This is a genomic window from Streptomyces sp. TLI_146, from assembly GCF_002846415.1.
Taxonomy (GTDB): Bacteria; Actinomycetota; Actinomycetes; order Streptomycetales; family Streptomycetaceae; genus Streptomyces.
Genome location: NZ_PJMX01000001.1, coordinates 7,167,340 through 7,192,773 on the forward strand (window position 1 = coordinate 7,167,340; position 25,434 = coordinate 7,192,773).

A 25,434-nucleotide genomic window follows, 5' to 3' on the forward strand; every position below is an offset into this window, starting at 1 on the left:
GTGACCGTCACACGCGGCAGAGGATCTCGCCGTGGGGGACCATGAACCACGCGTCGTCGTGGGCGCCCCACTCCCGCCACTCCTCGGCGATCTCCGCGAGCACCGCCTCGGTCGCGTGTCCGCTGTCCACCGCGAGTTTCGCGTACGAGGACGCCACCGTGCGGTCCGCCCACAGACCGCTCCACCAGGCGCGCTCGTCCGGCGTGGCGAAACACCAGGTCGAGGCGGTGGAGGCAATGTCGGTGAAGCCCGCCTCGCGGGCCCAGGACCGCAGCCGCCGCCCGGCGTCCGGCTCGCCGCCGTTGGCCCGGGCGACCCGGTGGTACAGCTCCAGCCAGGTGTCCAGGGACGGGAGTTCGGGGAACCAGGTGAAGGCGCCGTAGTCGCTGTCGCGCACCGCGACCAGACCGCCCGGCCGGGTGACCCGGCGCATCTCGCGCAGCGCCTGGACCGGGTCGCCGACGTGTTGCAGCACCTGGTGGGCGTGGACGACGTCGAAGGAGCCGTCGGGGTGGTCGAGGGCGTGCACGTCCGCGACGGCGAACGCCATGTTCCGCTGCCCGCGCCCCTCGGCGTACGCGCGCGCCTGCTCGACGATCGCGGGCGCCGCGTCGGCGGCGGTGACGTGGCCGTCCGGGACCAGCGCCGCCAGGTCGGCGGAGATGGTGCCGGGTCCGCAGCCGATGTCCAGGACCCGGGCGTCCGGCTTGAGTTCACCGATGAGGTACGCGGCGGAGTTGGCCGCGGTGCGCCAACTGTGAGAGCGCAGTACGGACTCGTGGTGGCCGTGCGTGTAGACGGCGGTCTCCTTCGGCATGACCGGCTCCCTCTCTCGACGTTCTCCCGACCTTCTCGCGGTCGGTACCGCCACCGTACGCCGCCGTGTCGGATGGTGAGACCTGCGTTTCGTCATATGGACAGCGCGGCGTCGTCCGCCGGGCGCGCTCCGGGGCAGCCGGGCCCCGTCGAGTCGGCACTACCGGCGAGGTGGAACAAGCCGTAGCGTCGGGTGCGTTACCCCTGCCGAGCAAGAAAGATCACTTGGGAGGGCACCATGGGTGAGGTATCGATCCGGTACGTGGGCGGGCCGACGGCGGTCGTGGAGATCTGCGGATTGCGGCTGGTCACCGACCCGACCTTCGACGCGCCGGGCGACTATCCGGTGGGCCCCGACCGCAAGCTGGTGAAGACGGCGGGACCGGCCGTCGAGGCCGACGAGACCGGGGCCGTGGACGCGGTGCTGCTCTCGCACGACCAGCACCCCGACAACCTGGACGAGTCCGGGCGCGCCTACTTGGCCCGGGTGCCGCTGGTCCTGTCGACGCCCGCCGCGCACGGCAGGCTCGGGGACGTGGTGACGGCGCTGCCCAACTGGGAGACGTACGAGCTCGGCGAGCGGCTGCGGATCACCGGGGTGCCCGCGCTGCACGGGCCCGAGGGCGCCGAGGCGCTGACCGGGGAGGTCACCGGGTTCGTCCTGCACGGCGACGCGGTGCCGACCGTCTACGTCAGCGGTGACAACGCCTCCCTTGACCACGTCCGCGCGGTCGCCGAGCGCTTCGGCCCGGTCGACGTGGCCGTCCTCTTCGCCGGGGCCGCGCGCACCCCGCTCTTCGACGGCGCCCCGCTGACCCTGACCAGCGAGGCCGCCGCCGAGGCCGCCCAGATCCTGGGCGCCCGCCATGTGGTGCCGCTCCACTTCGAGCACTGGGTCCACTTCAGCGAGGGCGCGGACACCCTGACCGAGGCGTTCGCCGCCGCCGGACTCAGCGAGCGGCTGCGGCTGCTGAAGCCGGGGGCGACGTTCACGGACTAGGGCTGCCGTGGGTCACGGGCGCACCGGCGGCCGGTACACCGTCAGCGCCTCCGGCAGCTTGTCGACCGTCAACTCACCCTCTATGCGGGCGACCTCACCGTCGTACGCCACCGGTGTGCCCGGCGCGATCCGGCCGATACGCAGTCGGCGCATCCGCCGGGCCGCGTGGACGGGGGAGCGGCTGAGCGGTCCGGCGAGCGCGGCCGCCAGCAGCCGGAGGCCGGGCAGCCGGCCGCCCTGCACCACCCGGACGTCGAGCAGCCCGTCCGCCAGGTCGTAGCGGTGGGCCGGGGCCGGGCCCAGGCGCTGGTAGATGCAGTTGCCCGCGAACAGCAGCCACAGCGCGTGCGGCCTGCCGCTCAGTTCGGCCTCCAGGGGGCGCTCGCCGCGCAGCACCTCGTACGCCGCGAGCACCCCGGCCGGCCAGCTGCCGATCCGCGGCGACCAGCGCTCGCGCAGCCGCACCAGCTCCGGGTAGACGCCGAGGCTGAAGGTGTTGACGAAGTATCCGGCGGCGGCGCCGTCCGGGCCCGGCGTGAACCGGCCGAGGTCCACCTTGACGGCGTCGCCCGAGGCCAGCGCGCGGGCGGTGTCCTGGACCTCCTCGATGCCCAGGTCGTACGCGAAGTGGTTGAGGGTGCCGCCGGGGAACACCGCGAGCGGTACACCGTGCCGGGCGGCCGCCACCGCCGCCTGGTTCACCGTGCCGTCGCCGCCGCACACCCCGAGCGCCCGGCCGCGCCGGGCCGCCTTGTCGAGCGCCGCTGCCAGGTCCTGCGGGGCGCACTCCACCACCTCGGCCAGCGGCAGCGCCTCGCGCACCGCCGCGGCCTTCGCGGCGGCCGAGCCGGAGGTCTCGTTGACCACGACCACCAGGTGCTCGCCACCGGGCAGCGCGGGCGCGTCCGCGTGCGGCCGTCCCGGCGCGGGCAACTGGCGCCGGGTGGGCACCAGGCCCCGTACCGCGAACGCCGCGCCGACGCCGAGGGCCGCGCCCACCAGGACGTCGCCCGGATAGTGCACCCCCGTGTAGACCCGGGAGGCGGCCACCGAGAAGGCGACCGGCGCCACCGCCGCGCCCCAGCCCAGCGACTCCAGGGCCACCCCGGTGGCGAAGGCGGCCGCCGACGCGGAGTGCCCGGACGGAAAGGACGTGGTGATCGGCTGGTGCTTCAACTGCCGTACCAGCGGCACCAGGTCGATTATCGGCCGGGGCCTGCGCACCGACCGCTTGACCACCGTGTTGACGGTCGCCGAGGCGAGCGCGAGCGAGGCCACGCCGCGCAGCGCCGCCCGGCGCGCCCGGGGCGAGCCGGTGGCCGCCATCGCGGCGGCGGCGCCGAACCACAGCAGTCCGTGGTCGGCGGCCCGGCTCAGCCGCGGCAGCACGGCGCGGGCGCCGGGCCAGTTGCGGTCGGCGGCCACCTTGAACAGCGCGCGGTCACCGGCGCCGAGGCTGCGGGGCAGGGTCCACACGGGCCGCTCGGCGGAGTCGGGCGGCAGGGGCGGTACTGACGGCAGGGACGGAAAAGACATGGCCCATGGGTACCCGCGCGCAGTCGGCGCAATCCGTGCCCATCCCTGCTTGAGCCGTACGCCCCGGTCGGGAAGAGTGAGCTCATGGACTCTTCTGCGTCTGCGGACCACGCCCAGCTCCTCGACCGGCACCGCGAGGCCGTCGCCTTCTTCGGCTCCCGCGTCCACGCGGTCCGGGCCGACCAGTGGGACCTGCCCACGCCGTGCACCGAGTGGACGGTGCGGGACCTCGTCAACCATCTGGCCGTCGAGCAGCTGTGGGTGCCGCCGCTGGTCGCGGAAGGCCGCACCATCGCCGATGTCGGGGACGCCTACGACGGCGATGTGCTCGGCGCCGACCCGGTGGGCGTGTGGGAGTCGGCGCGGGCCGCGGCGGTGGCCGCGTTCGCCGGGCCGGGCGCGCTGGACGGCACGGTCGAGCTCTCGTACGGCAAGACGCCCGTCGCCGCGTACTGCTCGCAGATGGTGGCGGACGCGGTGGTGCACGCCTGGGACCTGTCCCGGGCGATCGGCGCGGACGAGCGGCTGCCGCGGGACCTGGTCGACGCGGCGGCGCGGGAGTTCGGCGGATACGCCGACCAGCTGCCCCGCGCTCTGTTCGACGCGCCGGTCGCGGTGGCCGAGGAGGCCGACGCCCAGACGCGGCTGCTCGCGATGCTGGGCCGGAACGCCTGACGGCGGGTCAGAGCACGTGAGGGGGGCCGGTCCGGTCGGCGGGCCCTCCTTGCCGGGGCACCTCCGGCCAGCCCTGCGGGGCCGCCCGGCTGATGTCCCCCAGCGGCGAGCGGGGGTCCTGGTGGGCGGCGACGTCACCGAGGCTCAGCATGCCCAGCGGCCGCCCGCCCTCGACCACCGGCAGCCGGCGCACCGCGTGCCGCCGCATCAGCCGCACCGCCGTCGCCAGCTCGTCGTCGGGACCCACACACACCGGTGAACGGGTGCACACGGACTGGACGCTGACGGTCAGCGGGTCGGCGCCGTCGGCCACCGCGCGCAGGGTGATGTCCCGGTCGGTGAGCACCCCGATCAACTGGTCGCCCCGCGCGACCAGCACGTCCCCGATGTCCTGGGCGCGCATCAGCTGGGCCGCTTCGACCAGCGAGGCGTCGGGCCGTACGGCCGCCACACCCGCCGTCATGACTTCCCGCACGTACCGTGCCATCGCTTTCCGCCTCGTCTCCGTCTCGGTTCCGTGTCCGCGTCTCGGTTCCGTCCCGGCGCAGTACCCCGCCCCGTCCCGTCCATGCCGGACCCGGGGCGTTTGGAGCGGATGACCCCGGGCAGGCGCTCATCGTGCTTCGGACCGGAGGCACGTCCGTGGGAGCGGCTGTCCGCTCCGGGCGTGCCCGTGTCATCGGCCGGGGCACCCGGCGCAGCCCTCCCGGCGGTAACCACCATCCGAGACCACCGTTCAGGGAGCTGTCCCACATGCGTACACACGCACAGGCCACAGCCAAGCACCCGCACGACGACGCCCCCGATACCGCCGCCGCGTTCGCGCGGCTCGCCGCACTGCCCGACGGACCCGAACGGCATGCGCTGCGCCAGGACCTGGTCCGGGCCTGGCTGCCCATGGCCGAGCGGCTGGCCGGCCGGTTCCGCAACCGGGGCGAGGCCCTCGACGACCTGCGCCAGGTGGCCGCCCTCGGCCTCGTCAAGGCCGTCGACCGGTACGACCCGGAGCGCGGCGCCGCGTTCGAGAGCTTCGCGGTGCCGACCATCACCGGCGAGCTCAAGCGCCACTTCCGCGACCACATGTGGACCCTGCATGTGCCCCGCCGGGTCCAGGACCTGCGCGGCCGGGTCCGCGCCGCCCGCCAGGAGCTCATGCAGACCGCCGGCGCCCGCAACCCCTCCGTGGCGGACATCGCTGCGCACACCGGCATGACCGAGGACGAGGTCAAGGCCGGTCTCGAAGCGCTCGACAGCTTCTCCGCGCTCTCCCTCGACGCCGAACTGCCGGGCGCCGAGGACGGCTACAGCCTCAGCGACTCGCTGGGCGCGCCCGACCCGGCGCTCGACGTCGTCGTCGACCGCGAGGCCGTCAAACCGGGGCTGCGCCGGCTCCCGCCGAGGGAGCAGCAGATCCTCTACATGCGGTTCTTCCGCGACATGACGCAGAGCAGGATCGCCGAGGACCTGGGCATCTCCCAGATGCACGTCTCCCGGCTGATCAGTCGCTGCTGCACTCGGCTGCGGGATCAGGCGCTGCGGGAGCAGGCTCCGGCAGCTCATCACCCGGCGGAGCGGGACGCCGCATAGCCAGCGCCACATGACGGGACATCACGTCCATCGCCTGCGCCTCGGCCATGGAGAACGGCCGGGCCGGCCCCGTACGGAAGAGCGTCAGCACTCCCTGTACGGGGCCGGGCGCGCCGAGCGGCACGCACAGCAGGGACGTCACGTCCGCGCGGGCCAGGACCGGCGCGCCCGACGGGTCGTGGCCGAACCCGTCGGTGTCCTCGGGCTGCACCTGGAGCGAGGTCACCCCCGCCCGGGCCGCCTCCGCGACCAGCGGGGAACGGGCCGGGTCCTGCCCGGCGACCGCGTGGCGCAGCGCGGCGTCCGCCTCGGCCGCCGGGCCCAGCACGGCGACGCGCCGCAGCCCGCCGTCCACCACATCGGCCACCACCCACTGGGCGAAGCGCCCGCACAGTACCCGGGCGGCCGTGGCGAGCACCTCGGTGCGGTCGCCGGGCGGCAGCCGCAGCAGCGCCGCCGCCATCGTGTCCACCAGGTCCATCAGCCGGGCGTGCCGCGTCGACTCGTCGAGGTCGGGCACCTCGGGCGGCGCGGCGGTGGCCGAGGCCGCCGCGGATATCCCGGGCTGGAAGACCACCAGGACGGCCGCGTGCGGCTCGTCCGGCGGCCGCAGCGCGGTCAGGGTGGCGTGCAGCGGCTCCTCGGGGCGCTGCTGGAGCCGTACGGTCAGCCCCCGGTCGCCCTCGCCGCGCGCCACGGCCGCCGCCTGCGAACGGAACGCGGCGCGGTCGCCCGGCATCAGCAGGGCGGCCAGCGGCCGGCCGGTCGCGTACCCGGCGCGGGCGCCGGTCAGCCCGCTGGCCGCGAAGTTCAGCCTGCGCACCACGGTCTCGCGGTCGACGAGCGCCACCGGCAGCGGCAGCCGCTGGAACAGCGCCTTGAGCAGCAGCCGCTCCTGCCGGTCGCCCGGCGAGCCGGGCGCGCCCGCCGCCTCGGTCACGAACTGCTCGTAGCGGGGCCACAACTGGTCGACCACGTGCTGGAGTTCGAAGAGCGCGGCGTCCAGGACGGTCAGCCGCTCCCCGTCGGACTGCGAGCGCGCGGTGCGCAGCTCGCCCACCCGTCTGACGAAGTCCGCCAGTTCCTCGCCGAAGTCGTCCGCCGTCTGCGTCATGGCAGCAAGTTAGCCGCTCGGACCGTTTCCCGGACCGGGCGCAGGGAAGGCGCGGTTCAGGAGGTTCTCCCATGTTCTCCGAGACGGAACGTCAACGGCCGCACTCCGCCTCCCCCGTGGGCCGGCTCTCCCGGCTCGCCGAGCAGTCGTTGCGCTGCGCGCCCGCCGCGTGCGGCGCCGTGGCAACCATCGCCGACAGCGGACCCGACAGCCGGGTCACCGCCACGCACCCGGACCTCGCGCCGCTCGCGAGCGTCCAGCTGGCCTGCGGCGACGGGCCCATCCCGACCGCGCTGGACGTCGGCGCCCCGGTGGACGCCGAGGACCTGCTGACGGAGAGCCGCTGGCCCGGCTACCGCGCCCTGGCCCTGGAGTCGGGCGTACGGTCCTGCGTCACCCTCCCCTTCCGCCGCTGCGGCATCGAAGTCACCCTCAGCCTCTACAGCTTCCGCCCCGGCTCGCTGGACGACGCCGCCGTGTGCGGCCCGGTGAGCATCCTCGGCGAGGAGACCACCGCGGGGATCGCCCGCGACCGCCGCTACCACGCGGCCCTGGCCGAGGTGGGGCAGCTGGAGACGGCGCTGCGTTCCCGCGCGGTGATCGACCAGGCCAGCGGCATCGTGATGCATGTGCTCGGCTGCGACGCCGAGGAGGCCTTCGCGGTGCTGCGCACCGTCTCGCAGCACGCCAACCGCAAGCTGTCCGAGGTCGCCGAGGGCGTGGTCCGCACCAAGGGCCGCGGCCTGGAAGGCGAGCTCGCCGCCGTCCCCCGCCCCGTGTGACCGCCGCCCGCCCGCGACCCGTACGGCACATCCCCGTACGCATGCGGAGCGGCGCCGCCGAGCAAACCTCCGTATAAAGGGCTCAAGGAGCCGAAACGGCGGACCGCGGGGCGCGAAGGAGGCGGCGCATGCACGGGACGGTGGCGGAAGGCCGGGGACCCGTCCGCTACGGACCGCCCGCACCCGGCACCGGGCTGCCCGTCCTGCCCGAGCTGGCCGGGGTCCTGGCGGGCGCCGCCGGACGCGCCGCACCCGAACCGCCCGGCGGCGGACCCCGGCTGCGCGAGGCCGCCTGCGGCTACTGGCGGCGGCGCGGGCTGCGCGGCGACCCCGAGCTGGTGGCCGCGGCCCCCGGCGCCCCGGCGCTCCTGTTCGCCCTGCTCGCCTCGTACGGGGGCGACGTCCTGCTGCCCCGGCCCTGCCCGGCCTGGTGGACCCCGCAGGCCCGGCTCCTGGGACGCCCCGCCTACCACGTGCCGACCCCGGCGGAGTGCGGCGGCGTCCCCGATCCGTACGCCCTGCTGGAGACCGTGCGCCGGGTGCGCACCGAGGGCGGGGTGCCCCGGCTCCTGGTGCTCTCCGTCGCCGACGACCCGACCGCGACGGTCGCGCCGCCCGAGACCGTACGGGAGGCGTGCGAGGCGGCCGTGGGGGAGGGGCTGCACATCATCAGCGACGAGACCTGGCGCGACACCCTGCACCACCCGCACGACACGGTCCTGTTCAGCCCCGCCGAGATGTGCCCCGACGACGTGACGGTCCTGTCCGACCTGTCGGGCGCGCTCACCCCGGCCGGGTGGCCCGCGGCCGTCGCCCGCTTCCCGGCCACCGAGCGTGCGGAAAGGGCCAGGGCCCGCACCCTGGACATCCTCACCGCGCTCGGCTCGGTCGTGGCGGGCCCGGTCGCGGACGCCGCCGCCTATGCCCTGGGCGAGCCGGACCCGGTCGCGGTGCGGATGCGCCGGGCCGCCGCCCTGCACGGCGCCCTCGCCGAGGCGGCCCACCGCGCGGTGCTCGCCGCCGGGGCCTTCGCCCGGCCCCCGCAGGCGGGCCGCCACCTCTACGCCGACCTCGGCCCCCTCCGCAACCGGCTGGCCGCACGCGGGGTCACCGACTCGATGGAGCTGGAGGAGTACCTCACCGGCCGGCTCGGCGCCCCCGCCCCCGGCGGCCACCGCTTCGGCGACGAACTGGGCGCCCTGCGCGTCCGGCTCGCCACGGGGCCGCTGCTCGGGGCGACCGAGGAGGAGGGCGCGCGGACGCTGGAGGCGGCGGACCCGCTGGAACTGCCGCATGTACGGCGGGCGTTGGACGCGTTCGGGGAGGCGCTCGACGGGCTGTGACCCCCGCCGGGCCGCCCGGCACGCCGCCGCAGATGGACCGCCACCGGACAGGAGCCGCCTCGATGACGGAACAGACGGGACAGACGGGACAGACCCAGGAGTCGGAACGAGCCCTGCGCCCTGGGACCGCCCCGCCGGTCATCCCGCCGGTCACCGCGCCGCCCCCGCGCCCGCTCGGCGAGCACCGCCGCTGGCCCCGGTCGTTCGCCGACCGCCTCTCCGCCCCGCTGCCCGGCGTGCGCGCGATGGCCCGGCTCGCCAGGGAAGGGGCGCTGCGCCCGTCCCCGCAGGGGCTGCGCGGCATCGCCGAGCTGCCGTTCGCGCCCGGGCCGCTGCCCGCGGTGGACACCGCGACGGTGGCCGTGACCTGGGCCGGGCACGCCAGCTGGGTGGTGCGGATCGGCGGTCTCACCGTCCTGACCGACCCCGTCTGGTCCCGCCGCATCCTGGGCACCCCGGCCCGGCTCACCCCCGTCGGGGTGCGCTGGGAGGACCTGCCGCCGGTCGACGCCGTCGTCATCAGCCACAACCACTACGACCACCTGGACGCGCCCACCCTGCGCAGGCTTCCGCGCCGCACCCCGCTGTTCGTCCCGGCGGGCCTGGCCCGCTGGTGCAGACGCCGCGGGTTCACCCGGGTCACCGAGCTCGACTGGTGGGAGTCGGCCGAACTGGCCGTGCCGGGACGCGAACCCGTGCGGTTCGACTTCGTGCCCGCCCACCACTGGTCCAAGCGCTCCCTCACCGACACCTGCCGCTCGCTGTGGGGCGGCTGGGTGCTCGGCGACCGCCGGGGACAGCGCGTCTACTTCGCCGGGGACACCGGCTACGGCCACTGGTTCAAGGAGATCGGCCGCCGTCACCCGGACCTCGACCTGGCCCTGCTCCCCATCGGGGCCTACGCGCCGCGCTGGTGGCTGCGCGATGTGCACGCCGACCCGGAGGAGGCCGTCCAGGCGTGCGAGGACCTGGGGGCGCGGCGGATGGCGCCGATGCACTGGGGCACGTTCGTGCTCTCCGCAGAGCCGGTGCTCGAACCGCTCGCCCGGGTGCGGGCGGCCTGGGAGCGGACGGGCCGCCCGCGCGCGCATCTGTGGGACCTGCCGGTCGGCTCCTCCCGGGTGCTGGCCGTCTGATCGCGTCCGGGGCTACTTGGGGTGCGGGGCCTCGGCCGGTGCGGCCGCCGCCCCGTGCCGCAGTCGGCGCCACACCGTCGGGGCCGCGCTGATCAGCAGCGTCAGCACGACCGCCGCGACCACGCCCTGCCACGGCTCCGGGAAGAGCGAGCCGCCCAGGATGCCGATCAGTCCGTACGCACCGGCCCACGCCACACACGCGGGCAGGTCGCCGCGTACGAACGTGCGCAGGGGCATCTCGCCGAGCAGACATGCCAGCATCACCGGGATCCGGCCCGCCGGGACGAGCCGGGAGAGGACCAGGACCGCCGCCCCGTGCCGGTTCAGCTTCTCCTGGGCCTGCTCCAGGCGGTCCGGCGCGGCCCGCTCCCGCAGCGCCGCCAGCCACCGCGACCCACCGCGCGAGCGCACCCCGCGCTGCCCCAGCCAGTACAGGCCGACGTCCCCAGGAACGCGGCGAGCGCGCCCACCGCGAAGACCAGCAGCAGCGAGAACCACGCCGTCTGGTGGAAGGCGACCACCGCGGCCGTCGACACCAGCGCCCCCGTGGGCACCACGGGCACCAGCGAACCCAGCACCACCAGGATGAACAGGGACGGATAGCCGAGCGCCTGCTGGGTCGACTCCGGCGGCACCTGGCCCGCCGCCCGTGCCAGGAACGCGGCGATCACCGGGCGACCTCCGGCCGTACGCTCTCGCCGTGGGCGAGGCGGTGCACCGTCACCCCGGGCGCGAGCCGGGCCGCGTGGCGCACGAAGTCGTCGCCGGGCGCGTGGAACTCGTGCGGGCGCACCCCGTCGAGCCCGATCGGCCAGTACGTGCCGTAGTGCACCGGCACCGCGGCCCGCGCCCCGAGCCGGGCCAGCGCCTGGGCGGCCCGGCCCGCGTCCAGATGGTGCGGACCCAGGTACGGGCCCCAGCCGCCGACCGGGAGCAGCGCCACGTCGACCGGGCCGACCTCCTCGGCCATCTCGTCGAAGAGCCCGGTGTCCCCGGCGAAGTAGGTGCGCGCCCGGCCCTCGATGACATAGCCGAGCGCGGGCGCCCGGTGCGGCCCGAACGGCAGGCGCCGCCCGTCGTGCCGAGCGCTCACCGCCCGTACCCGCAGGTCACCGGCGTCGACCAGATCCCCGGCGCGCACCTCGGTGAGGCGCAGGCCGAGCTTGCGCAGGCCCGGCACGGCCCGGATCGCGCCGTGCGGCACCACCAGGCGGGTGCCGGGCGCGAGCCGGGCGAGCGAGGGCAGGTGCAGATGGTCGGAGTGCAGGTGCGAGACCAGGACCACCTCGGCGACGGCTGCCTCGGGCGGCGGCACCGCCCCCCGTCGCCTGCGCAGATGCGCCAGGCGCCGGGCGAAGAGCGGATCGGTCAGCACCCGCACCCCGGAGTCCTCGACCGTGCAGGTGGCATGACCCCACCAGGTGATCTCCACCGGCACCCGAAATCTCCTCCGCTCGAAAACCACCGTGCGCGCTGTTGGGTACGAGCCTAGGTGTCGTGGGGCGCACCGGACCGGGTCCGGGGTAGGCATCGGTCCACGAAGGGAAGGCCCGGCATGATCATGCACTCTGAGCAGTGCCCGCGCTGCGGCGGGATACTCGCGGTCACCCAGGACGGCTGGAAGATCTGCCACTCCTGCGGCTACTCCTCGCCGCCGTGAACCAGGAGTAGGGTCGGCACCACAGACGAAGGGCATGGGGGTCGGTCATGGGTGACGTACGAGTGGCGGCGATCGCCAGTCTGACCCCGCTGGAGGAACTCGACCTGGACCCCTTCCTGGTGGACACCCGCAGCCAGCACGAGATGTGCGCGCGCTGGGCCGCCGACAAGGGGTACGTCGTCACCCGGCAACTGCTCTTCTACGGCCTGCGCCCCGACCACCTAGGTCTGTGGGCGGACGTGGACGCGGGCCAGGTGGATCTGTTCGTCGCGCCCAACGAGCGCGTCCTGGCACGGGCGTTGACGTCCGTGCCGGACTTCTCCGCCGAGTGCGAGCGGCGCGGGGTGCGGCTGGAGACGGCCGGGCTCGACGAACCGTCGTACGACGCGGCCAAGAAGGCCCACATCCACCGCAGGCTCTCGATGCCGACCGCCGGGTACGACGGCTGCTGAGGCGCCCGCCGCCCGCCGCGCAATCAAATTCGTCGGCCGGTTTCCGCCCCTGTGACACGCTGGGAGGGAACGGCGAGGCGAGAGGCAGTGACGAGCGGCGTGAGCACAGGGCGATGGCGGACGGCGGGCAGCGCCCTGGTGCGGGTGGTCGTGGTGTGGGCGGTCTCCACCCTCACGATGATGGTGCTCGCGGGGATCCTGCCCGACTTCCGGCTGAAGTCCGCGGGCGGCGACAGCATCACCCGCGTCGCGCTCACCGCCGCCTGGGGCGCGGGGGCGTTCGGTCTGCTCAGCGCCCTGGTGTGGCCGCTGGTGGTACGCGCGTTCCTGCTGGTCCCGGCCCTGGTGCTGGGCCTGTTGGTGTTCTTCCTCAACGGCTCGCTGCTGCTGATCGCGCTGAGCCTGATCCCCAGCGGGCGCGGCGCGGCCCAGCCGGAGACCGCGGTGGTGGTGGCCGCCGCGATGTCCGCCGTCGCCTCCGCCACCTCCACCGCGCTCGCGGTCCGGGACGACAACGCCTACCGGCGCAGACTCTCGCGGCTGGCCGACCGGCGCCGCCGCAGACGCGGCGACGAGGACCGGGGCCCCGAGACGCCCGGCACGGTCTTCCTCCAGCTCGACGGCGTCGGCCACGACGTGCTGTGCCACGCGGTCGGCGCCGGTCTCATGCCGACCGTCGCGGGCTGGCTGGAGCACTCCCACCGGCTCACCCCGTGGCGCACCGACTGGTCCAGCCAGACCGGCGCCAGCCAGCTCGGCATCCTGCACGGCTGCACCTTCGACGTGCCCGCCTTCCGCTGGTACGAGAAGGAGACCGGCGAGCTGATGGTCTCCAACCGCCCCGCCTCCGCGGTCGAGCTCCAGCGCCGGGCCGTGGAGCGCACCGGCGACGGCGGCCTGCTCACCGTCGACGGCGCCAGCCGCGGCAACCTCTTCTCCGGCGGCGCCGACCAGCTCGCCCTGGTCCTGTCGATGGCGGCCCGGCGCGGCCGCCGCAACCGGTCCCGGGCGGGCTACTTCGCGTACTTCTCGGACCCGGCCAACGCCGTCCGCACCGCGCTCTCCTTCGTCGCCGAGGTCGGCCGCGAGATCGGCCAGTCCACCCGCGCCCGGCTGCGCGGCGACGCGCCCCGTGTGCGGCGCGGCGGGCTCTACCCGTTCATCCGGGCGTTCGCGACCGTCGTCGAGCGCGACGTGGTGGTCGCGGCGGTGATCGGCGACATGCTCGCCGGGCGCACCGCCGTCTACGCCGACCTGGTGGCGTACGACGAGGTGGCCCACCACTCCGGGCCGCGCGGCCGGGACGCCCAGAAGGTCCTGGAGCGCCTGGACCGGTCGATCGCGCTGCTCGCCAAGGTCGCCGAGCACGCCCCGCGCGCGTACCGGATCGTGCTGCTCTCCGACCACGGGCAGAGCCCGGGCGAGACGTTCCTGGGCGCCTACGGGCTGACCCTGAAGGACCTGGTGCGGGCCGGGTGCGGGCTGCCCGTGCCGCGCAGCGCCGGGCGCACCAAGAGCGGCGCGGAGGCGCGCGACGCCGTGCGGGTGGCGCTGCATCGGCCGGTCCCGGAGAACGGGGAGCCGGGGCCCGGCTCCGACCCGATCGTGCTCGCCTCCGGCAACCTCGGCCTGGTCTCCTTCCCGGACACCGAGGGGCGGCTCAGCCGCGAGGAGATCGACCGCCGCCACCCCGCGCTCCTGCGCACCCTCGCCGGGCACCCCGGCATCGGGTTCCTGCTGGTGCGCAGCGAGGAGCACGGCGCGCTGGTCATCGGCGGCGCGAGCACGGACGCGGTCCACGAGGTGCCGCTCGCGGAACTGGAGGACGGCAAGGGCCCGTTGACCGGGTTCGCGCCCGGCGCGGCCGACGCCGTGCGGCGCACCGACACCTTCCCGCACACCGCCGACATCATGGTCAACTCGATGTACGACCCGGTCACCGGCGAGGTGCACGCCTTCGAGGAGCAGATCGGCTCGCACGGCGGCCTCGGCGGCGAGCAGGCGCACCCGTTCCTGCTGTGGCCGCGCGAGCTGTCGGCGCCGGTGCCCGAGGGCGGCCAGCTGGTGGGCGCCGAGCAGGTGCACCACGTGCTGCGGCGGTGGCTGCGCGAGTGCCTGGGGCCGCAGGTGCCGGTTTCCGCCGCCACGCAGATTCCCCGGTCCGAGAGCGAAGCGGACGGACCATTTCCGGTTGAAGGGGCCGCTCTGCGGGACAAATCCGCGTGATTTTGAGCGGGGCCCTCCGTACCCGACCATGAACGGGTTTTGGCACGGAGAGAGGCGCACCACCCCATGACCACGCAAGAGACCCAGAGCAGGCATGCCCGGCAGTTCGGATTGCCGGTGGCGACCGCCCTGGTCATGGGCAACATCATCGGCGGTGGGATCTTCCTGCTGCCGGCGTCGGTGGCCCCCTTCGGCACCATCAGCCTCGTTGCCTTCGCGGTCCTGACCGTCGGCGCGATCGCGCTGGCGCTGGTCTTCGGCCGTCTCGCCGAGCGGCTGCCGCAGACCGGCGGACCCTACGTCTACGCGCGCGAGGCGTTCGGCGACTTCGCCGGCTTCCTCGCCGCCTGGTCGTACTGGATCACCACCTGGGTCTCCAACGCGGCGCTCGCCGTGGCGGCCGTGGGCTACCTCGACGTGCTGATACCCATGCACGGCAACAAGGCCGCGACCATCGCGGCGGCCCTGCTCCTCCAGTGGCTCCCCGCGCTCGCCAACCTCGCGGGCACCCGGTACGTGGGCGCGGTCCAACTGGTCTCCACCATCCTGAAGTTCGCCCCCCTGCTGTTCGTGGCGGTCGGCGGGCTCTTCTTCTTCGACCCGGCCAACCTCGGCCCCCTCCAGGCCGACGACCACAGCGCGATGGGCGCCGTCTCCGCCTCGGCCGCGATCCTGCTCTTCAGCTACATCGGCGTCGAGTCGGCCGCGGTCAGCGCGGGCGAGGTCCGCGACCCGCGCCGCAACGTCGGCCGCGCCACCATCCTCGGCACCGTCGCCGCCGCCCTGATCTACCTGCTTGGCACCCTCTCGGTCTTCGGCACCGTGCCGCACGACCGTCTGGTGACCTCCACCGCGCCGTTCACCGACGCCGTCAACGCCATGTTCGGCGGCAGCTGGGGCGGCACCGCGGTCGCCGTCGCCGCCCTGGTCTCCATGGTCGGCGCCCTCAACGGCTGGACCCTGCTGAGCGCCCAGACCCCGTACGCCGCGGCCAAGGACGGCCTCTTCCCCCAGGCCTTCGCTCGCAAGAGCCGAGGCGTGCCCACCGTCGGCGTCCTGGTCACGGTCGTCCTCGCCTCGTCGCTGACCGTCTACAACTACACGGCGGGCTCGAAGGGCGTCTTCGAGATGCTGGTCCTGGTCACCACCTTCACGGCGACCGTCCCCTACCTCCTGTCCACCGCCGCCCAGATCTACTTCCTGGCCTCCGGCCGCGCCGACCGCGTCCACCGCGGCCGACTGGTCCGCGACGGACTGCTCGCCGCCCTCGCCGCCGCCTTCTCCCTGTGGCTGGTCGCCGGCTCCGGCTACGCGGCGGTCTACCAGGGCGTGCTGTTCCTCTTCGCGGGCGTGCTGGTGTACGCGGTGCTCGCGGCCCGCAAGGAGCGCCCGGCCCAGGACGCGGTGGAGCTCCCCGAGGAGGCCGTACGGGAGAGCGCCCGCGTGTGAACGGGCGCGCGGCGCCGCTGTTCACCCCCAAGGGGCCGGTGTTCCGGGTGCGCTGACGGGCGTTCACCCGGGAGGGGGGATCTCGCCCGGATCCTGGCAGTTCATGGGGTTTTGCGGGCAGGGTTGAGGCATGCCGCCCGCTCTCCCCGCCGCCCTGCGCCGCGCCTTCGTGGTGCTGCTCGTGGTGGCCGCGCTGCTCGGGGCGGCGCCGGGGGCGGAGGCGGCGGGACCGCCCGCCGCGGAGCGGACGGCCGTGTCGTCGGCGGTGCCGGGCCCGGCGGGCGAGGAGCAGCCGGACGAGGCCGCGCCCGCGCCCGAGGCGGCGGCCCGCGCGAGCCGCCCGGCGCCGGAGACCCGTTCCGTACGAGTGGCGCCCCGGCCCGTCGTACGGGAGCCCGGTGGCCAGGGCCCCGGGCGGCCCGCTTCCCTCGATGCCCTGCGCTGTGTGGTGCTGCGCTGCTGAGCGTTCCGTGCGGAACAGAGCTCAGCGGTACGTCAACTCACCAGCACAGCGAGGTGGTTCAGCCATGCCCATCGACCCCTTCGCGGCGCTCAACGCGATGTTGCGCGCCGAGGCCGCCCGGATCCGGCCCCCGGCCCCCGCGACCCCCGACCGCGAGGACCCCGAACCGGCGGAGGAGCCGCGCCGAACCCCGGCGGACCCGCACGGCAAGTAGCCGGGCCCGACCTCGGCAGGGCGGTGGACGGACTCCGGCCACCGCCCTGATGACCTGCTGTTCTCACAGGGAGTGACGACGGCGGGCGATCCGTCGTGCGGTACTCCGTTCGGCGGCTTACGTTTGCTGCGGGGGCACCCCGACCGAAAGGTCTGCCATGCGCGGACGTACGACAGCGGGCGCCGCCGGTGCGGCCCTGGCGCTGCTCGCCCTGGCGGTCCCGGCCACGGCGGACAGCCGCAAGCCCGATCTGACCCGCTTCTACACCCAGCATCTGACGTGGGGCGGCTGCACGGTCCCGGACGCCCCCAAGGGCATGGAGTGCGCCGAGCTGACCGTGCCCATCGACTACGCCCGGCCCGAGGACGGCACGATCGCGCTGGCGGTGGGCCGGGTCCGGGCGGCCGAGTCCGGCGAGGGCCCCACCGGCACGGGCACCGGGGCGGGCACCTCCCCGACCGCCCCCAAGGGCTCGCTGGTCTTCAACTTCGGCGGCCCCGGCGAGTCCGGCCTCAAGGACCTCGGCGGCTTCACGGCGGACACCACGCGGCTCGCCCCGGCGTACGACCTGGTGAGCTTCGACCCCCGGGGCGTGGGCCGCAGCGCTCCCGTGCGCTGCGGCGCCAAGGCCGAGCAGGACATCGAGAGCTCCTCGGACGCCACGACCGACGACGCCGAGGGCCGGGCGCAGCTCGTCGACGAGCTGCGGACGGTGGCCGAGGAGTGCCGCAGGAACACCGGCAAGCTGCTCCCGCACGTGGGCACCATCAACGCCTCGCGCGACCTGGACGTCCTGCGCCAGGCGCTCGGCGACAAGAAGCTGAACTACTTCGGCATCTCCTACGGCACCCGGCTCGGCGCGGTCTACGCCGCCCAGTTCCCCAAGCGGACCGGGCGGATGGTCCTGGACGCCGTGGACTCGCTGACGGCGAACGCGGCCGAGTCGGCGCTCGCCCAGGCCACGGCGTTCCAGAAGGGCCTGGACACCTTCCTGTCCGACTGCGCCGCCCAGGGCGCCCGCTGCCCGCTCGGCGCCACCACCGCCAAGGCGACCAGCACGCTGGACGCGACCGTCGCCCAGCTCGACCGCAAGAGCGCCACGACCGCCTCCGGCGCCGACTTCACCTCCGCCGACCTGCGTACCGCGATCACCAACTCGCTCTACGCCGAGCAGCTGTGGCCGACGCTCGCGCAGGGCATCGCCACCCTCCACGACAAGGGCGACCCGGCCGTCCTCGACGAGATCAACAAGCAGTTCGCGGGGGAGGACCCGCAGGGCAACCGCGCCGACGACGACAACAGCCGCGAGGCGCTCCTCGCGGTCAACTGCGCCGACGACCCGGAGCGGGCCAAGGACCCGGCCGCCGAACTCGCCTCACTGGAGAAGAAGTTCGCCAAGGCCTCCCCGATGTTCGGCCCGGACCAGGTGGGCGCGGCGATCTCCTGCACGGGCTGGCCCGCCGGTACGGACTACATCCGCAGGATCGACAAGACCGGCGCGCCCCCGGTCCTGCTCATCGCCACCAAGGGCGACCCCGCCACCCCGTACCAGTGGGCGGCACAGACCGCCCGCCACCTGGGCAAGGGCGTGGTCCTCACCTACGAGGGCGAGGGCCATGGCGGGTACACGGCCTCGCAGTGCGTCCGCGATCTGGCGGACACCTTCCTGCTCGACGGCGTCCTGCCGGCCGAGGGGACCTCCTGCGCCCGCGAGACGCCCTCGTCCTGAGCCCGCCCGGGGGGCTCAGTTGCTCATCGCGGCCGCCATGGGGGCCGCCCTGGCCCACCGGCCGATGGCCGTCTCGGCCGTGATGCCGGGGCCGAAGCCCGCGATGAGGCCGCCCGCGCCGTCCGCCGCGCCGCCCTCGTCGAAGAGCCGGGCCAGCGCGTCGAAGACCACGGAGCTGGCGATGTTGCCGCGCTCGGTGAGGGTGGCCCGGCTGAAGCGGAACATCTCCGGCGGCAGGTCGAGGAAGTGGCACAGGTCGTCCAGGATGCGCGGCCCGCCCGCGTGGACGATGAAGAAGTCCATCTGCGGGATCTCCCAACTGTGCTGCGCCACCAGCGCCTTGAGCGCGGGCGCGAGCATCTCCATGGTGCCCGGGACGCGCTTGTCGAGCAGGAAGTGGAACCCGGTGTCGCGCACGGCGTACGAGATCCAGTCCTCGGTGTTGGGCACCAGGTGCGAGCCGTTGCGCTCGATCCGCATTCCGGTGCCGCCCTCGCCGCGCACCACGGCCGCCGAGATCGCGTCCCCGAACAGACCGTTGGAGAGCAGCGAGCCGACGCCGATGTCGGTCGGCTGGTAGCAGAGCGAGCAGAACTCGCAGGACACGATCAGCACGTTGGAGCGCGGATACGCCGTGCAGAAGTCGTGCGCGCGGTTGATCGCCGCGCCTCCGGCGGCGCAGCCGAGCTGGGCGATCGGCAGCTGGCGGGTCTCGGTCCTGAACCCCATGGTGTTGATCAGCCACGCGGTCAGCGACGGCATCATGAAGCCGGTGCACGACACGTAGACGATCAGGTCGATGTCCTTGGGCTCCACCTCGGCGTGGGCCAGCGCCTGCCGGACGACACCGGGCACCCGGGCCTTGGCCTCCGCCTCGTACAGCAGGTTGCGCTCCTCGAAGCCGGGGTGCTTGAGGGTCTCCTCGATGGGCTGCACGAGGTGGCGGGTGCGGACCCCGGTGTTCTGGATGAGGCGCAGGACGAGGTCCCGCTGGGGATGGTCGGCGTGCGTCTCGCGGGCGAGCGCGAGCGTCTCCTCCTGCGTGATCACATGGTCGGGTACGGCTACTGCGGGTCGGCACAGGGTGGCCATGGAACTTCCTTGTCTCCTGCCGGGCGGACGCCTGCGGTTTCCACGCGGGTGCTCCAGGGGTGTGCGGTCGTGTGCCTGTCACGTATCCCCGACCGTGGTCATGCGCATGTCCCCGAAAGGGGCAATTAACCGATTAGGGGGAGATTCCGGAGCGGGTAGCTCATTCGGGTGGCGCGCTACGGCCGAACGGGGGACGGGAGCGCATCCCGGGCAGCGCGCGGCGCGCGGACGGCCGGAGCCTCCCGCGTGCCGTTCTCGGCGGCCCTGCCGGTGGTCGGCCGCTCGCGCCTCAGCCGGTGAGTTCGGAGAAGGTGAACGCGAACTCGGCTGGTTCCGCGTGCAGTTGGTGCTGCGGAAGCGGGCCAGGTCCGCACGACTGGGAGCCGATGCCGTGCTGGCGGTGGTCGAGTGTGACCCAGACCGTGTCGCCCGGGACGAGGTCGGTCAAGTGCCTGGCCGCGTCGAGCTGTTCGGTCGTCCAGCGCCGCGCGCTGAACCAGAACTCGGGGTCGCCCTCGACGCGCAGCCCTCCGATCTCGGCCCAACGGACGTCCGCCCGGGCCCCGTTCTCCTGCGGCCGGACGTACGGCGTCTGGAGGCTGTCGACGTCCGCCTCCCACAGCCCGACCGCCGACGCGCTGGCCGTGTCCGGGTACGCCTCGCCCGGCCCGCCGCCGAACCAGCGCACCGGGACGCGGCTGCCCGGGGCGGTGCCCGTGAGCCCGAACCGGACGCCGAGCCGGGGCAGCGGCACCGGCCACTCGCCCTCCGGGGTGACCGCGACCGTCAGCCGCAGCCGGGTTCCGTCGGACGTCCACCGGTACTCGGTGGCGAGGCCCACGTCACGGGCCGCCGGGGCGACGCGGGTGCGCACGACCAGCGCGTCCCCGGTCACCTCCACCGAGTCCAGGCGGTGGTGCATCCGGTGCAGCCCCAGCTCGCGCCAGCGCGGCGCGTACCGGCGATCGGGCTGCCAGGCCGCGCCCTCGTCGTTGTCGGTGGGCGCGCGCCACACGTCGAGGCGCGGCCCGGCGACGGCCACGGCGCCGAGGGACACGAGAGCCCCCGTCGGGGCGTCGAAGAGGGCCGGGCCGAGAGCGACCCGGTCCCCGGAGCGGGAAGGGCGAGCACCTACGGCGACATGACCCAACACCCGTGTGTCTACAGGAAGTTGAGCCCAGGCCATCTCATGCCCGCGCTCTGCCCACGCCGTCGCCTCCGCGAGCACCGCCCGTACCGTCCACCGGGTCTCGGCCCCCGGGGCGGCCCCAGCGGGACGCTCGGGGAGCTTCAGCTCCGCCCGCTCGCCCGGCCCGAGCTCCGGCACCGCGAGGGTGCCGGAGGCGAGGGGCACGCCGTCCGCCTCGTACGACCAGGTGAAGGCGAGCCCGGAGAGGTCGGCGAAGGCGTACAGGTTGGTGACGCGGACCGTGCCCGCCCGGCCGTCGCCCTCGATGCGTACCGGCTCGATCACTTTCTTGTACTCGGCCAGACCGGGGGACGGGGAGCGGTCCGGGAAGAGCAGGCCGTCGCAGACGAAGTTGCCGTCGTGCAGCTCCTCGCCGTAGTCGCCGCCGTAGGCGTAGCCGTACGCCGGGTGCTCCAGGCCGTGGTCGATCCACTCCCAGACGAAACCGCCCTGGCAGCGCTCGTACGTGTCGAACAGGGCCTGGTACTCGGTGAGTCCGCCGGGGCCGTTGCCCATCGCGTGGGCGTACTCGCACAGGACGAAGGGGAGTCGGCGGCGCGCCCGCGGGCCGCCGTCGAGGCGGCGGCCGATCCGCTCGACCTCGGCGTGCGAGGCGTACATCCGCGAGTACATGTCGGTGTCGTGGCAGTCGGGGTCGCCCTCGTAGTGGAGGAGGCGCGAGGTGTCGCGGGAGCGGATCGCATGGGACATGGCGGTCAGTCCGCGCCCGGTCCCGGCCTCGTTGCCGAGCGACCAGACGACGACCGACGGGTGGTTCTTGTCGCGCTCGACCATACGGGCCGCCCGGTCGAGCAGCGCCGGGGTCCAGCGGTCGTCGTCCACCGGATTCTCGCGCCAGGCCTGCTCGACGAAGCCGTGCGTCTCCAGGTCGCATTCGTCGACGACCCAGAGCCCGAGCTCGTCGCAGAGGTCGAGGAAGGCGGGGTGCGGCGGATAGTGGCTGGTCCGCACGGCGTTGATGTGGTGCCGCTTCATCAGGAGCACGTCGCGGCGCATGGTCTCCGCGTCCAGGGCCCGGCCGGTCGCGGGGTGGAACTCGTGCCGGTTGACGCCCCGGAACAGCAGCGGCTGCCCGTTGACCTTGATCAGGCCGTCCTCCAGGGCGACCGTGCGGAAGCCGATCCGCAGCGGGACGCCCTCGCCCGCCGTGGCCAGCACCCCGTCGTACAGGCGCGGGGTCTCCGCGGTCCACGGCTCGACCGGCACGGTCGCCTCGGCGCCGGTCACGAGGTCGATGCCGAGCTCGGGCACGGTGACGCGGCCGGCGGTGTCGCTGTCGACCCGCAGGGTTCCCTCTCCGGTGCGGTGGTCGTAGGAGGCGTGGACGAAGTGGTCGCCGACGCACCCCTCGGGGCGGTGCAGCAGCGTGACGTCCCGGAAGATGCCGGGCAGCCACCACTGGTCCTGGTCCTCCAGATACGAGCCCGACGACCACTGGTGCACCCGCACCGCGAGCACGTTCCCGCGCGCCTTCAGGAGCGGCCCGACAGTGAACTCGTGCGGCAGCCTGCTGCCCTTGAAGTGGCCCAGCTCCCGGCCGTTGAGCCACACCCGGGCGCACGACTCGACACCGTCGAAGCGCAGCACCGCGCCGCCCTCGCCCCTCGGCCAGTCGTCCGGCAGGTCGAAGACCCGCAGATGGTCGCCGGTCGGGTTCTCGGTCGGTACGCGGGGCGGGTCGACCGGGAACGGGTAGAGGTGGTTGGTGTAGATCGGCCCGCCGAACGCGCCGTCGCCCTGGAGCACCCAGTGCCCGGGCACCCGCATCTCGTCCCACTCCCCGGCGTCGTACCCGGGCGAGGCGAACCCGTCGTCGTGCGCGTCGGCGGTCCCCGCGAGCCGGAACCGCCAACTCCCGTTCAGCGAGAGCCGTCTGGCGTCCGAGTCCGCGTACCAGGCGCGCGGTGGCAGCAGATGCTCCCCGCCGCCGGGCGAGAGGGATGCGACGTAGTGGACGTCCGTGACGCCGGGGCTGCGGGAGGACACGATCCGGAGGCTAGGGGGGTGATCGGGGTGGGGACAAGGGGGCGACGGGGGGCGCGAGCGGGAGGGCGGGTGGCGGTGGGGGTTGCGAGCGGGACGGCGGGTGGTGGCGGGCGGCATTACCTCCCTGGTAATCGACCCCCAGCACCCCCGCCGGGCAAGGTGGAGCCATCGGGTCCCGGGCGGCGCACTCCGGCCGGGGCCCGGGTTCCAGCACCGTGTTCCTTCTTGATCCAGATCCTTTCGGAGGCTGATTTCCATGTCCCAGAACCGCTACGAGACCGCCGTCGCCCGCTACTTCGAGGCGTGGAACGCCAACGGCTCGGCCGAGGAGCTCGCCAAGGCCGTCGAGGCCGCCTGGAGCGCGGACGGCTCCTACACCGACCCGCTGGCCGACGTCACCGGGCACGAGGCGATAGCCGCGGTGATCGGCGGGGCCCACGCCCAGTTCCCCGGCTTCGAGTTCCGTCTGGACGGGGCCGTCGACGGGCACCACCACCTGGCCCGGTTCCGCTGGGAGCTGGTCTCGTTCGCGGACGGGTCCGCGCCGGTCGCCGGGTCCGATGTGGTCACGCTCGCCGAGGACGGCCGGATCGCCACCGTCGCCGGGTTCCTCGACCGCGTACCGCCTACGGCGTGAACGACTGGAGGTAGGCGAACGTCTCCGGGTCGGCCGGCAGGAACGTCTCGATGGCCAGCTCGGAGACGGTCACGTCCATCGGTGTGTTGAACGTGGCGATCGTCGATATGAACGACAGCACCGTGCCCCGGTGTTCGATGACCAGCGGGAGCGCCAGGGGGCAGTCGACCTGGTCGGGGCCGTCGTCGTCCCCCGCGTCGGGCACGGGGTGCGCCGCGACCTCCTCGTACAGCTCGCGCAGCGCGTCCGAGCGCATCAGGGCGATCTGGCGCTCCATCTGTTCGAGCAGATGGCCGCGCCACTGGCGCAGATTGCGGATGCGCGGCGCCATGCCCTGCGGGTGCAGGGTCAGGCGCATCGCGTTGAGCGGGGGAGTCAGCAGCCGCTCGGGCACGCCTTCGAGGAGCATCTCGATGCCCCGGTTCGCCGCGAGGACCGTGTACGTGCCGTCGACTATCAGCGCCGGGAACGGCTCGTACCCCCGCAGCAGCCGCTCCATGGCCTCGCACAGGGAGCTGATGGACGGGTCGTCCAGGGACGTTTCCGTGTACTGCGGGGCGTAGCCGGCCGCCAGCAGCAGGGCGTTGCGCTCGCGGACCGGCACCTCCAGGTGCTCCGCGAGGCGCAGGATCATCTCCTGGCTCGGGCGCGACCTGCCGGTCTCGATGAAACTGATGTGGCGCGCGGACGAGTCGGCGCGCAGGGCCAGCTCCAGCTGGCTGATCCTGCGCTGCTCGCGCCAGCCGCGCAGCATCGGCCCTACTCCCGTGTCGATCCCGGCAGTTGTCGTCATACGTCAGACATTAACCCGGGCCACTGACAACGCCCTGTGCCGCACCCCCCACCCGGCCAGCGCGAACGCCGCCGCCACCGCGTAGGCGCTGGTCCTGACGGCGTCGAAGGAGTGCGGCATCGCCCACGCCGTCACGTAGCAGACGGCTCCGGCCGCGGCGACGGCCAGCCACTCCCAGCGGCCGTCCAGGGCCACCAGCGCGACGAGCAGCAGCGCGTACCACGAGTAGCCGGGCGTCATCAGGCAGAACGCCCAGCCGAGCACCAGCAGCGCGCCGCTCCACGGGCGCTCCGGATCGCCCCGGCGCAGCACGTACAGAGTCACCAGCGCCATCAGGACGAGCGCCGCGGGCAGCGCCCAGGAGTCCGGGAGGACCAGCCGCAGCAGCCCGTAACGGCTGCGGGCGGAGGCGTCGTCGTACCCCTCCTCCTCCGCGTAGCCGCCCAGATAGCCGAAGACGGACGCGTGCGAGACGAGGACGTACGGGAGGTAGGAGAGCGCCACGAAACCGGCGGCCGGGACGAGGACCGCGGCCGCGCGCCGCCAGTCGGGGCGGCGCCCCGCGAGCACGCCCGCGAGGGCGCCCGGCAGCACCACGGCGGGCAGCATCTTCGCCGCGATCCCGGCGCCGATCAGCACGCCCCCGACCGCCCGGCGGCGCACCGCGACCGCGCCGAGACCGGCCACCGCCAGCAGCACCGCCAGCACGTCCACGTGCGCGTTGTTCACCCCCTCGATCGGCACCGCCGGGCACCACGCCCAGTACGCCGCCCGCCCCACGTCCTCCCCGCGCCGCCGCAGGACCAGCACCAGGACGCCCGTGGTGGCGACGGCGAGCACGGCGCCGCCGGTCTGCAGCGGCTTGTGGCGGGCGGCGGCGGGGGACAGGCCGTGGACGCCGAGGAAGTACGCCTCGGCCACCGGCGGATAAATGGTGTGCACCTTGGGGCGGTTGAGGCGGGTGCAGCGGTCCGGCTCGCCGAACCGGGCCCGGCCGGGGCCCTCGCACGCCGCGCCCCTGGGGAACAGCCAGTCGTCCCGCAGCCCGGCCAGCTCCCGGGCCGCGGGGGTGTGGTCGTACGGCGAGATCCCGGCCGCCTGCACCCGGCCGTCCCAGGCGTAGCGGAACATGTCCGTGCTGGTGGTCGGCGGCGCCGCCAGACCGGTCACGGCGACCAGCACCCCGCCCGCCAGGACCAGAACGGTCCGGTGGCGGGCGGGCACCCGGCGCAGCGACCACACGGCCGCCGCGAACAGCAGCCAGCAGGCCAGGTACCACCAGGAGAGCGTGCCCGGGCGGAAGTAGTAGCCGTCCTCGACGACCGTCAGGACGAGCACCGCGGCCAGCGCGGCGAGGAGCAGGACGGTCGGGGCCGTACGGCGCAGGGCGCCCGGTGCGGCGGTCGGCGGGGCGGCCGGGGCGGTGTCGGTACGCGGGGCGATCACCCGTCCACATTCGCAGGCCGAGGGGCGCCCGGACGGCCCAGCACACCACACGTCCGTGAACCGTAAGGTGTCAGGAGCGCTGTTCAGG

22 protein-coding genes and 1 pseudogene are annotated in these 25,434 nt (G+C 74.4%); 13 read left to right on the forward strand and 10 right to left on the reverse strand.

Translation table 11 applies throughout. The features are described 5' to 3' along the window. Window positions 1–7: 7 nt before the first annotated feature. Window positions 8–817, reverse strand: coding sequence for a methyltransferase domain-containing protein (locus BX283_RS31875; protein WP_101390892.1), 810 nt, complete (start codon window positions 815–817; stop codon window positions 8–10). Window positions 818–1,054: 237 nt separating this feature from the next. Between BX283_RS31875 and BX283_RS31880 the strand changes: the two genes are divergently transcribed. Beyond that, window positions 1,055–1,816: an MBL fold metallo-hydrolase gene (locus BX283_RS31880; protein WP_101390893.1), complete on the forward strand. Its 762-nt coding sequence runs from the start codon at window positions 1,055–1,057 to the stop codon at window positions 1,814–1,816. Window positions 1,817–1,828: 12 nt separating this feature from the next. Here BX283_RS31880 and BX283_RS31885 read toward each other — a convergent pair whose 3' ends face one another. Further along, on the reverse strand, window positions 1,829–3,352 hold the full coding sequence (locus BX283_RS31885) for a bifunctional phosphatase PAP2/diacylglycerol kinase family protein (protein WP_101390894.1): 1,524 nt from the start codon (window positions 3,350–3,352) through the stop codon (window positions 1,829–1,831). An 84-nt stretch (window positions 3,353–3,436) separates the two neighbouring features. On the opposite strand from BX283_RS31885, the gene BX283_RS31890 reads away from it, so the two are divergent. Beyond that, window positions 3,437–4,027, forward strand: coding sequence for a TIGR03086 family metal-binding protein (locus BX283_RS31890; protein WP_101390895.1), 591 nt, complete (start codon window positions 3,437–3,439; stop codon window positions 4,025–4,027). Window positions 4,028–4,034: 7 nt separating this feature from the next. Here BX283_RS31890 and BX283_RS31895 read toward each other — a convergent pair whose 3' ends face one another. Then, window positions 4,035–4,514, reverse strand: coding sequence for a CBS domain-containing protein (locus tag BX283_RS31895; protein ID WP_101390896.1), 480 nt, complete (start codon window positions 4,512–4,514; stop codon window positions 4,035–4,037). Between the two features lie 266 nt (window positions 4,515–4,780). On the opposite strand from BX283_RS31895, the gene BX283_RS31900 reads away from it, so the two are divergent. Next, window positions 4,781–5,614 (forward strand): RNA polymerase sigma factor SigF, encoded by an 834-nt coding sequence (locus tag BX283_RS31900; RefSeq protein WP_101390897.1) that lies wholly within the window; start codon window positions 4,781–4,783, stop codon window positions 5,612–5,614. Here BX283_RS31900 and BX283_RS31905 read toward each other — a convergent pair. After that, the gene (locus BX283_RS31905; protein WP_101390898.1) at window positions 5,526–6,728 is read right to left on the reverse strand and encodes a PAS domain-containing protein; all 1,203 of its coding nucleotides are present in this window, start codon (window positions 6,726–6,728) and stop codon (window positions 5,526–5,528) included. The two genes, BX283_RS31900 and BX283_RS31905, sit on opposite strands and share 89 nt — an antisense overlap. A 71-nt stretch (window positions 6,729–6,799) precedes the next feature. Here BX283_RS31905 and BX283_RS31910 point away from each other — a divergent pair, with 71 nt between their 5' ends. The 3 genes from BX283_RS31910 (at window position 6,800) to BX283_RS31920 (ending at window position 9,989) form a co-directional block, all read left to right on the forward strand. Beyond that, on the forward strand, window positions 6,800–7,510 hold the full coding sequence (locus BX283_RS31910) for an ANTAR domain-containing response regulator (protein ID WP_101390899.1): 711 nt from the start codon (window positions 6,800–6,802) through the stop codon (window positions 7,508–7,510). Window positions 7,511–7,638: 128 nt separating this feature from the next. After that, complete coding sequence (locus BX283_RS31915; protein ID WP_101390900.1) at window positions 7,639–8,853, forward strand: aminotransferase class I/II-fold pyridoxal phosphate-dependent enzyme; 1,215 nt, start codon at window positions 7,639–7,641, stop codon at window positions 8,851–8,853. Window positions 8,854–8,915: 62 nt separating this feature from the next. Further along, window positions 8,916–9,989 (forward strand): MBL fold metallo-hydrolase, encoded by a 1,074-nt coding sequence (locus BX283_RS31920; RefSeq protein WP_101390901.1) that lies wholly within the window; start codon window positions 8,916–8,918, stop codon window positions 9,987–9,989. 12 nt (window positions 9,990–10,001) lie between these two features. On the opposite strand, the pseudogene BX283_RS31925 reads toward BX283_RS31920, so the two are convergent. Together BX283_RS31925 and BX283_RS31930 are read right to left on the reverse strand one after the other, a co-directional pair. Next, window positions 10,002–10,657: pseudogene (locus BX283_RS31925) on the reverse strand (DedA family protein). After that, window positions 10,657–11,427: an MBL fold metallo-hydrolase gene (locus BX283_RS31930; protein WP_101390902.1), complete on the reverse strand. Its 771-nt coding sequence runs from the start codon at window positions 11,425–11,427 to the stop codon at window positions 10,657–10,659. Before BX283_RS31930 ends, BX283_RS31925 begins: the two are co-directional and overlap by 1 nt. Before the next feature lie 269 nt (window positions 11,428–11,696). Here BX283_RS31930 and BX283_RS31935 point away from each other — a divergent pair, with 269 nt between their 5' ends. The 6 genes from BX283_RS31935 to BX283_RS31955 all read left to right on the forward strand — a co-directional run bounded on the left by BX283_RS31935 (window position 11,697) and on the right by BX283_RS31955 (window position 18,182). After that, complete coding sequence (locus tag BX283_RS31935; RefSeq protein WP_101390903.1) at window positions 11,697–12,101, forward strand: hypothetical protein; 405 nt, start codon at window positions 11,697–11,699, stop codon at window positions 12,099–12,101. A gap of 99 nt (window positions 12,102–12,200) precedes the next feature. Continuing rightward, a complete protein-coding gene (locus tag BX283_RS31940) occupies window positions 12,201–14,327 on the forward strand; it encodes a phage holin family protein (protein ID WP_101392693.1) in 2,127 nt (708 codons plus the stop codon). Window positions 14,328–14,393: 66 nt separating this feature from the next. Further along, a complete protein-coding gene (locus BX283_RS31945; protein WP_101390904.1) occupies window positions 14,394–15,776 on the forward strand; it encodes an amino acid permease in 1,383 nt (460 codons plus the stop codon). A 130-nt stretch (window positions 15,777–15,906) separates the two neighbouring features. Then, the gene (locus BX283_RS31950) at window positions 15,907–16,239 is read left to right on the forward strand and encodes a hypothetical protein (RefSeq protein WP_101390905.1); all 333 of its coding nucleotides are present in this window, start codon (window positions 15,907–15,909) and stop codon (window positions 16,237–16,239) included. 64 nt (window positions 16,240–16,303) lie between these two features. Continuing rightward, entirely contained in the window at window positions 16,304–16,453 is a 150-nt protein-coding gene (locus BX283_RS40795; RefSeq protein ID WP_180357304.1) for a hypothetical protein, read from the forward strand. A 157-nt stretch (window positions 16,454–16,610) separates the two neighbouring features. Continuing rightward, window positions 16,611–18,182, forward strand: a complete 1,572-nt coding sequence (locus tag BX283_RS31955; protein WP_101390906.1) for an alpha/beta hydrolase — start codon at window positions 16,611–16,613, stop codon at window positions 18,180–18,182. 15 nt (window positions 18,183–18,197) lie between these two features. On the opposite strand, the gene BX283_RS31960 is transcribed toward BX283_RS31955, so the two are convergent. Then, entirely contained in the window at window positions 18,198–19,274 is a 1,077-nt protein-coding gene (locus BX283_RS31960; protein WP_101390907.1) for a type III polyketide synthase, read from the reverse strand. A 289-nt stretch (window positions 19,275–19,563) separates the two neighbouring features. Further along, window positions 19,564–22,470: a glycoside hydrolase family 2 TIM barrel-domain containing protein gene (locus BX283_RS31965; protein WP_257583993.1), complete on the reverse strand. Its 2,907-nt coding sequence runs from the start codon at window positions 22,468–22,470 to the stop codon at window positions 19,564–19,566. A gap of 256 nt (window positions 22,471–22,726) precedes the next feature. On the opposite strand from BX283_RS31965, the gene BX283_RS31970 reads away from it, so the two are divergent. Beyond that, window positions 22,727–23,107 (forward strand): nuclear transport factor 2 family protein, encoded by a 381-nt coding sequence (locus tag BX283_RS31970; RefSeq protein WP_373979314.1) that lies wholly within the window; start codon window positions 22,727–22,729, stop codon window positions 23,105–23,107. Here BX283_RS31970 and BX283_RS31975 read toward each other — a convergent pair. Further along, on the reverse strand, window positions 23,097–23,900 hold the full coding sequence (locus BX283_RS31975; RefSeq protein WP_101390910.1) for a helix-turn-helix domain-containing protein: 804 nt from the start codon (window positions 23,898–23,900) through the stop codon (window positions 23,097–23,099). The genes BX283_RS31970 and BX283_RS31975 overlap by 11 nt on opposite strands. Before the next feature lie 3 nt (window positions 23,901–23,903). Then, window positions 23,904–25,346: a glycosyltransferase family 87 protein gene (locus tag BX283_RS31980; protein ID WP_306822830.1), complete on the reverse strand. Its 1,443-nt coding sequence runs from the start codon at window positions 25,344–25,346 to the stop codon at window positions 23,904–23,906. Between the last annotated feature and the right edge of the window lie 88 nt (window positions 25,347–25,434).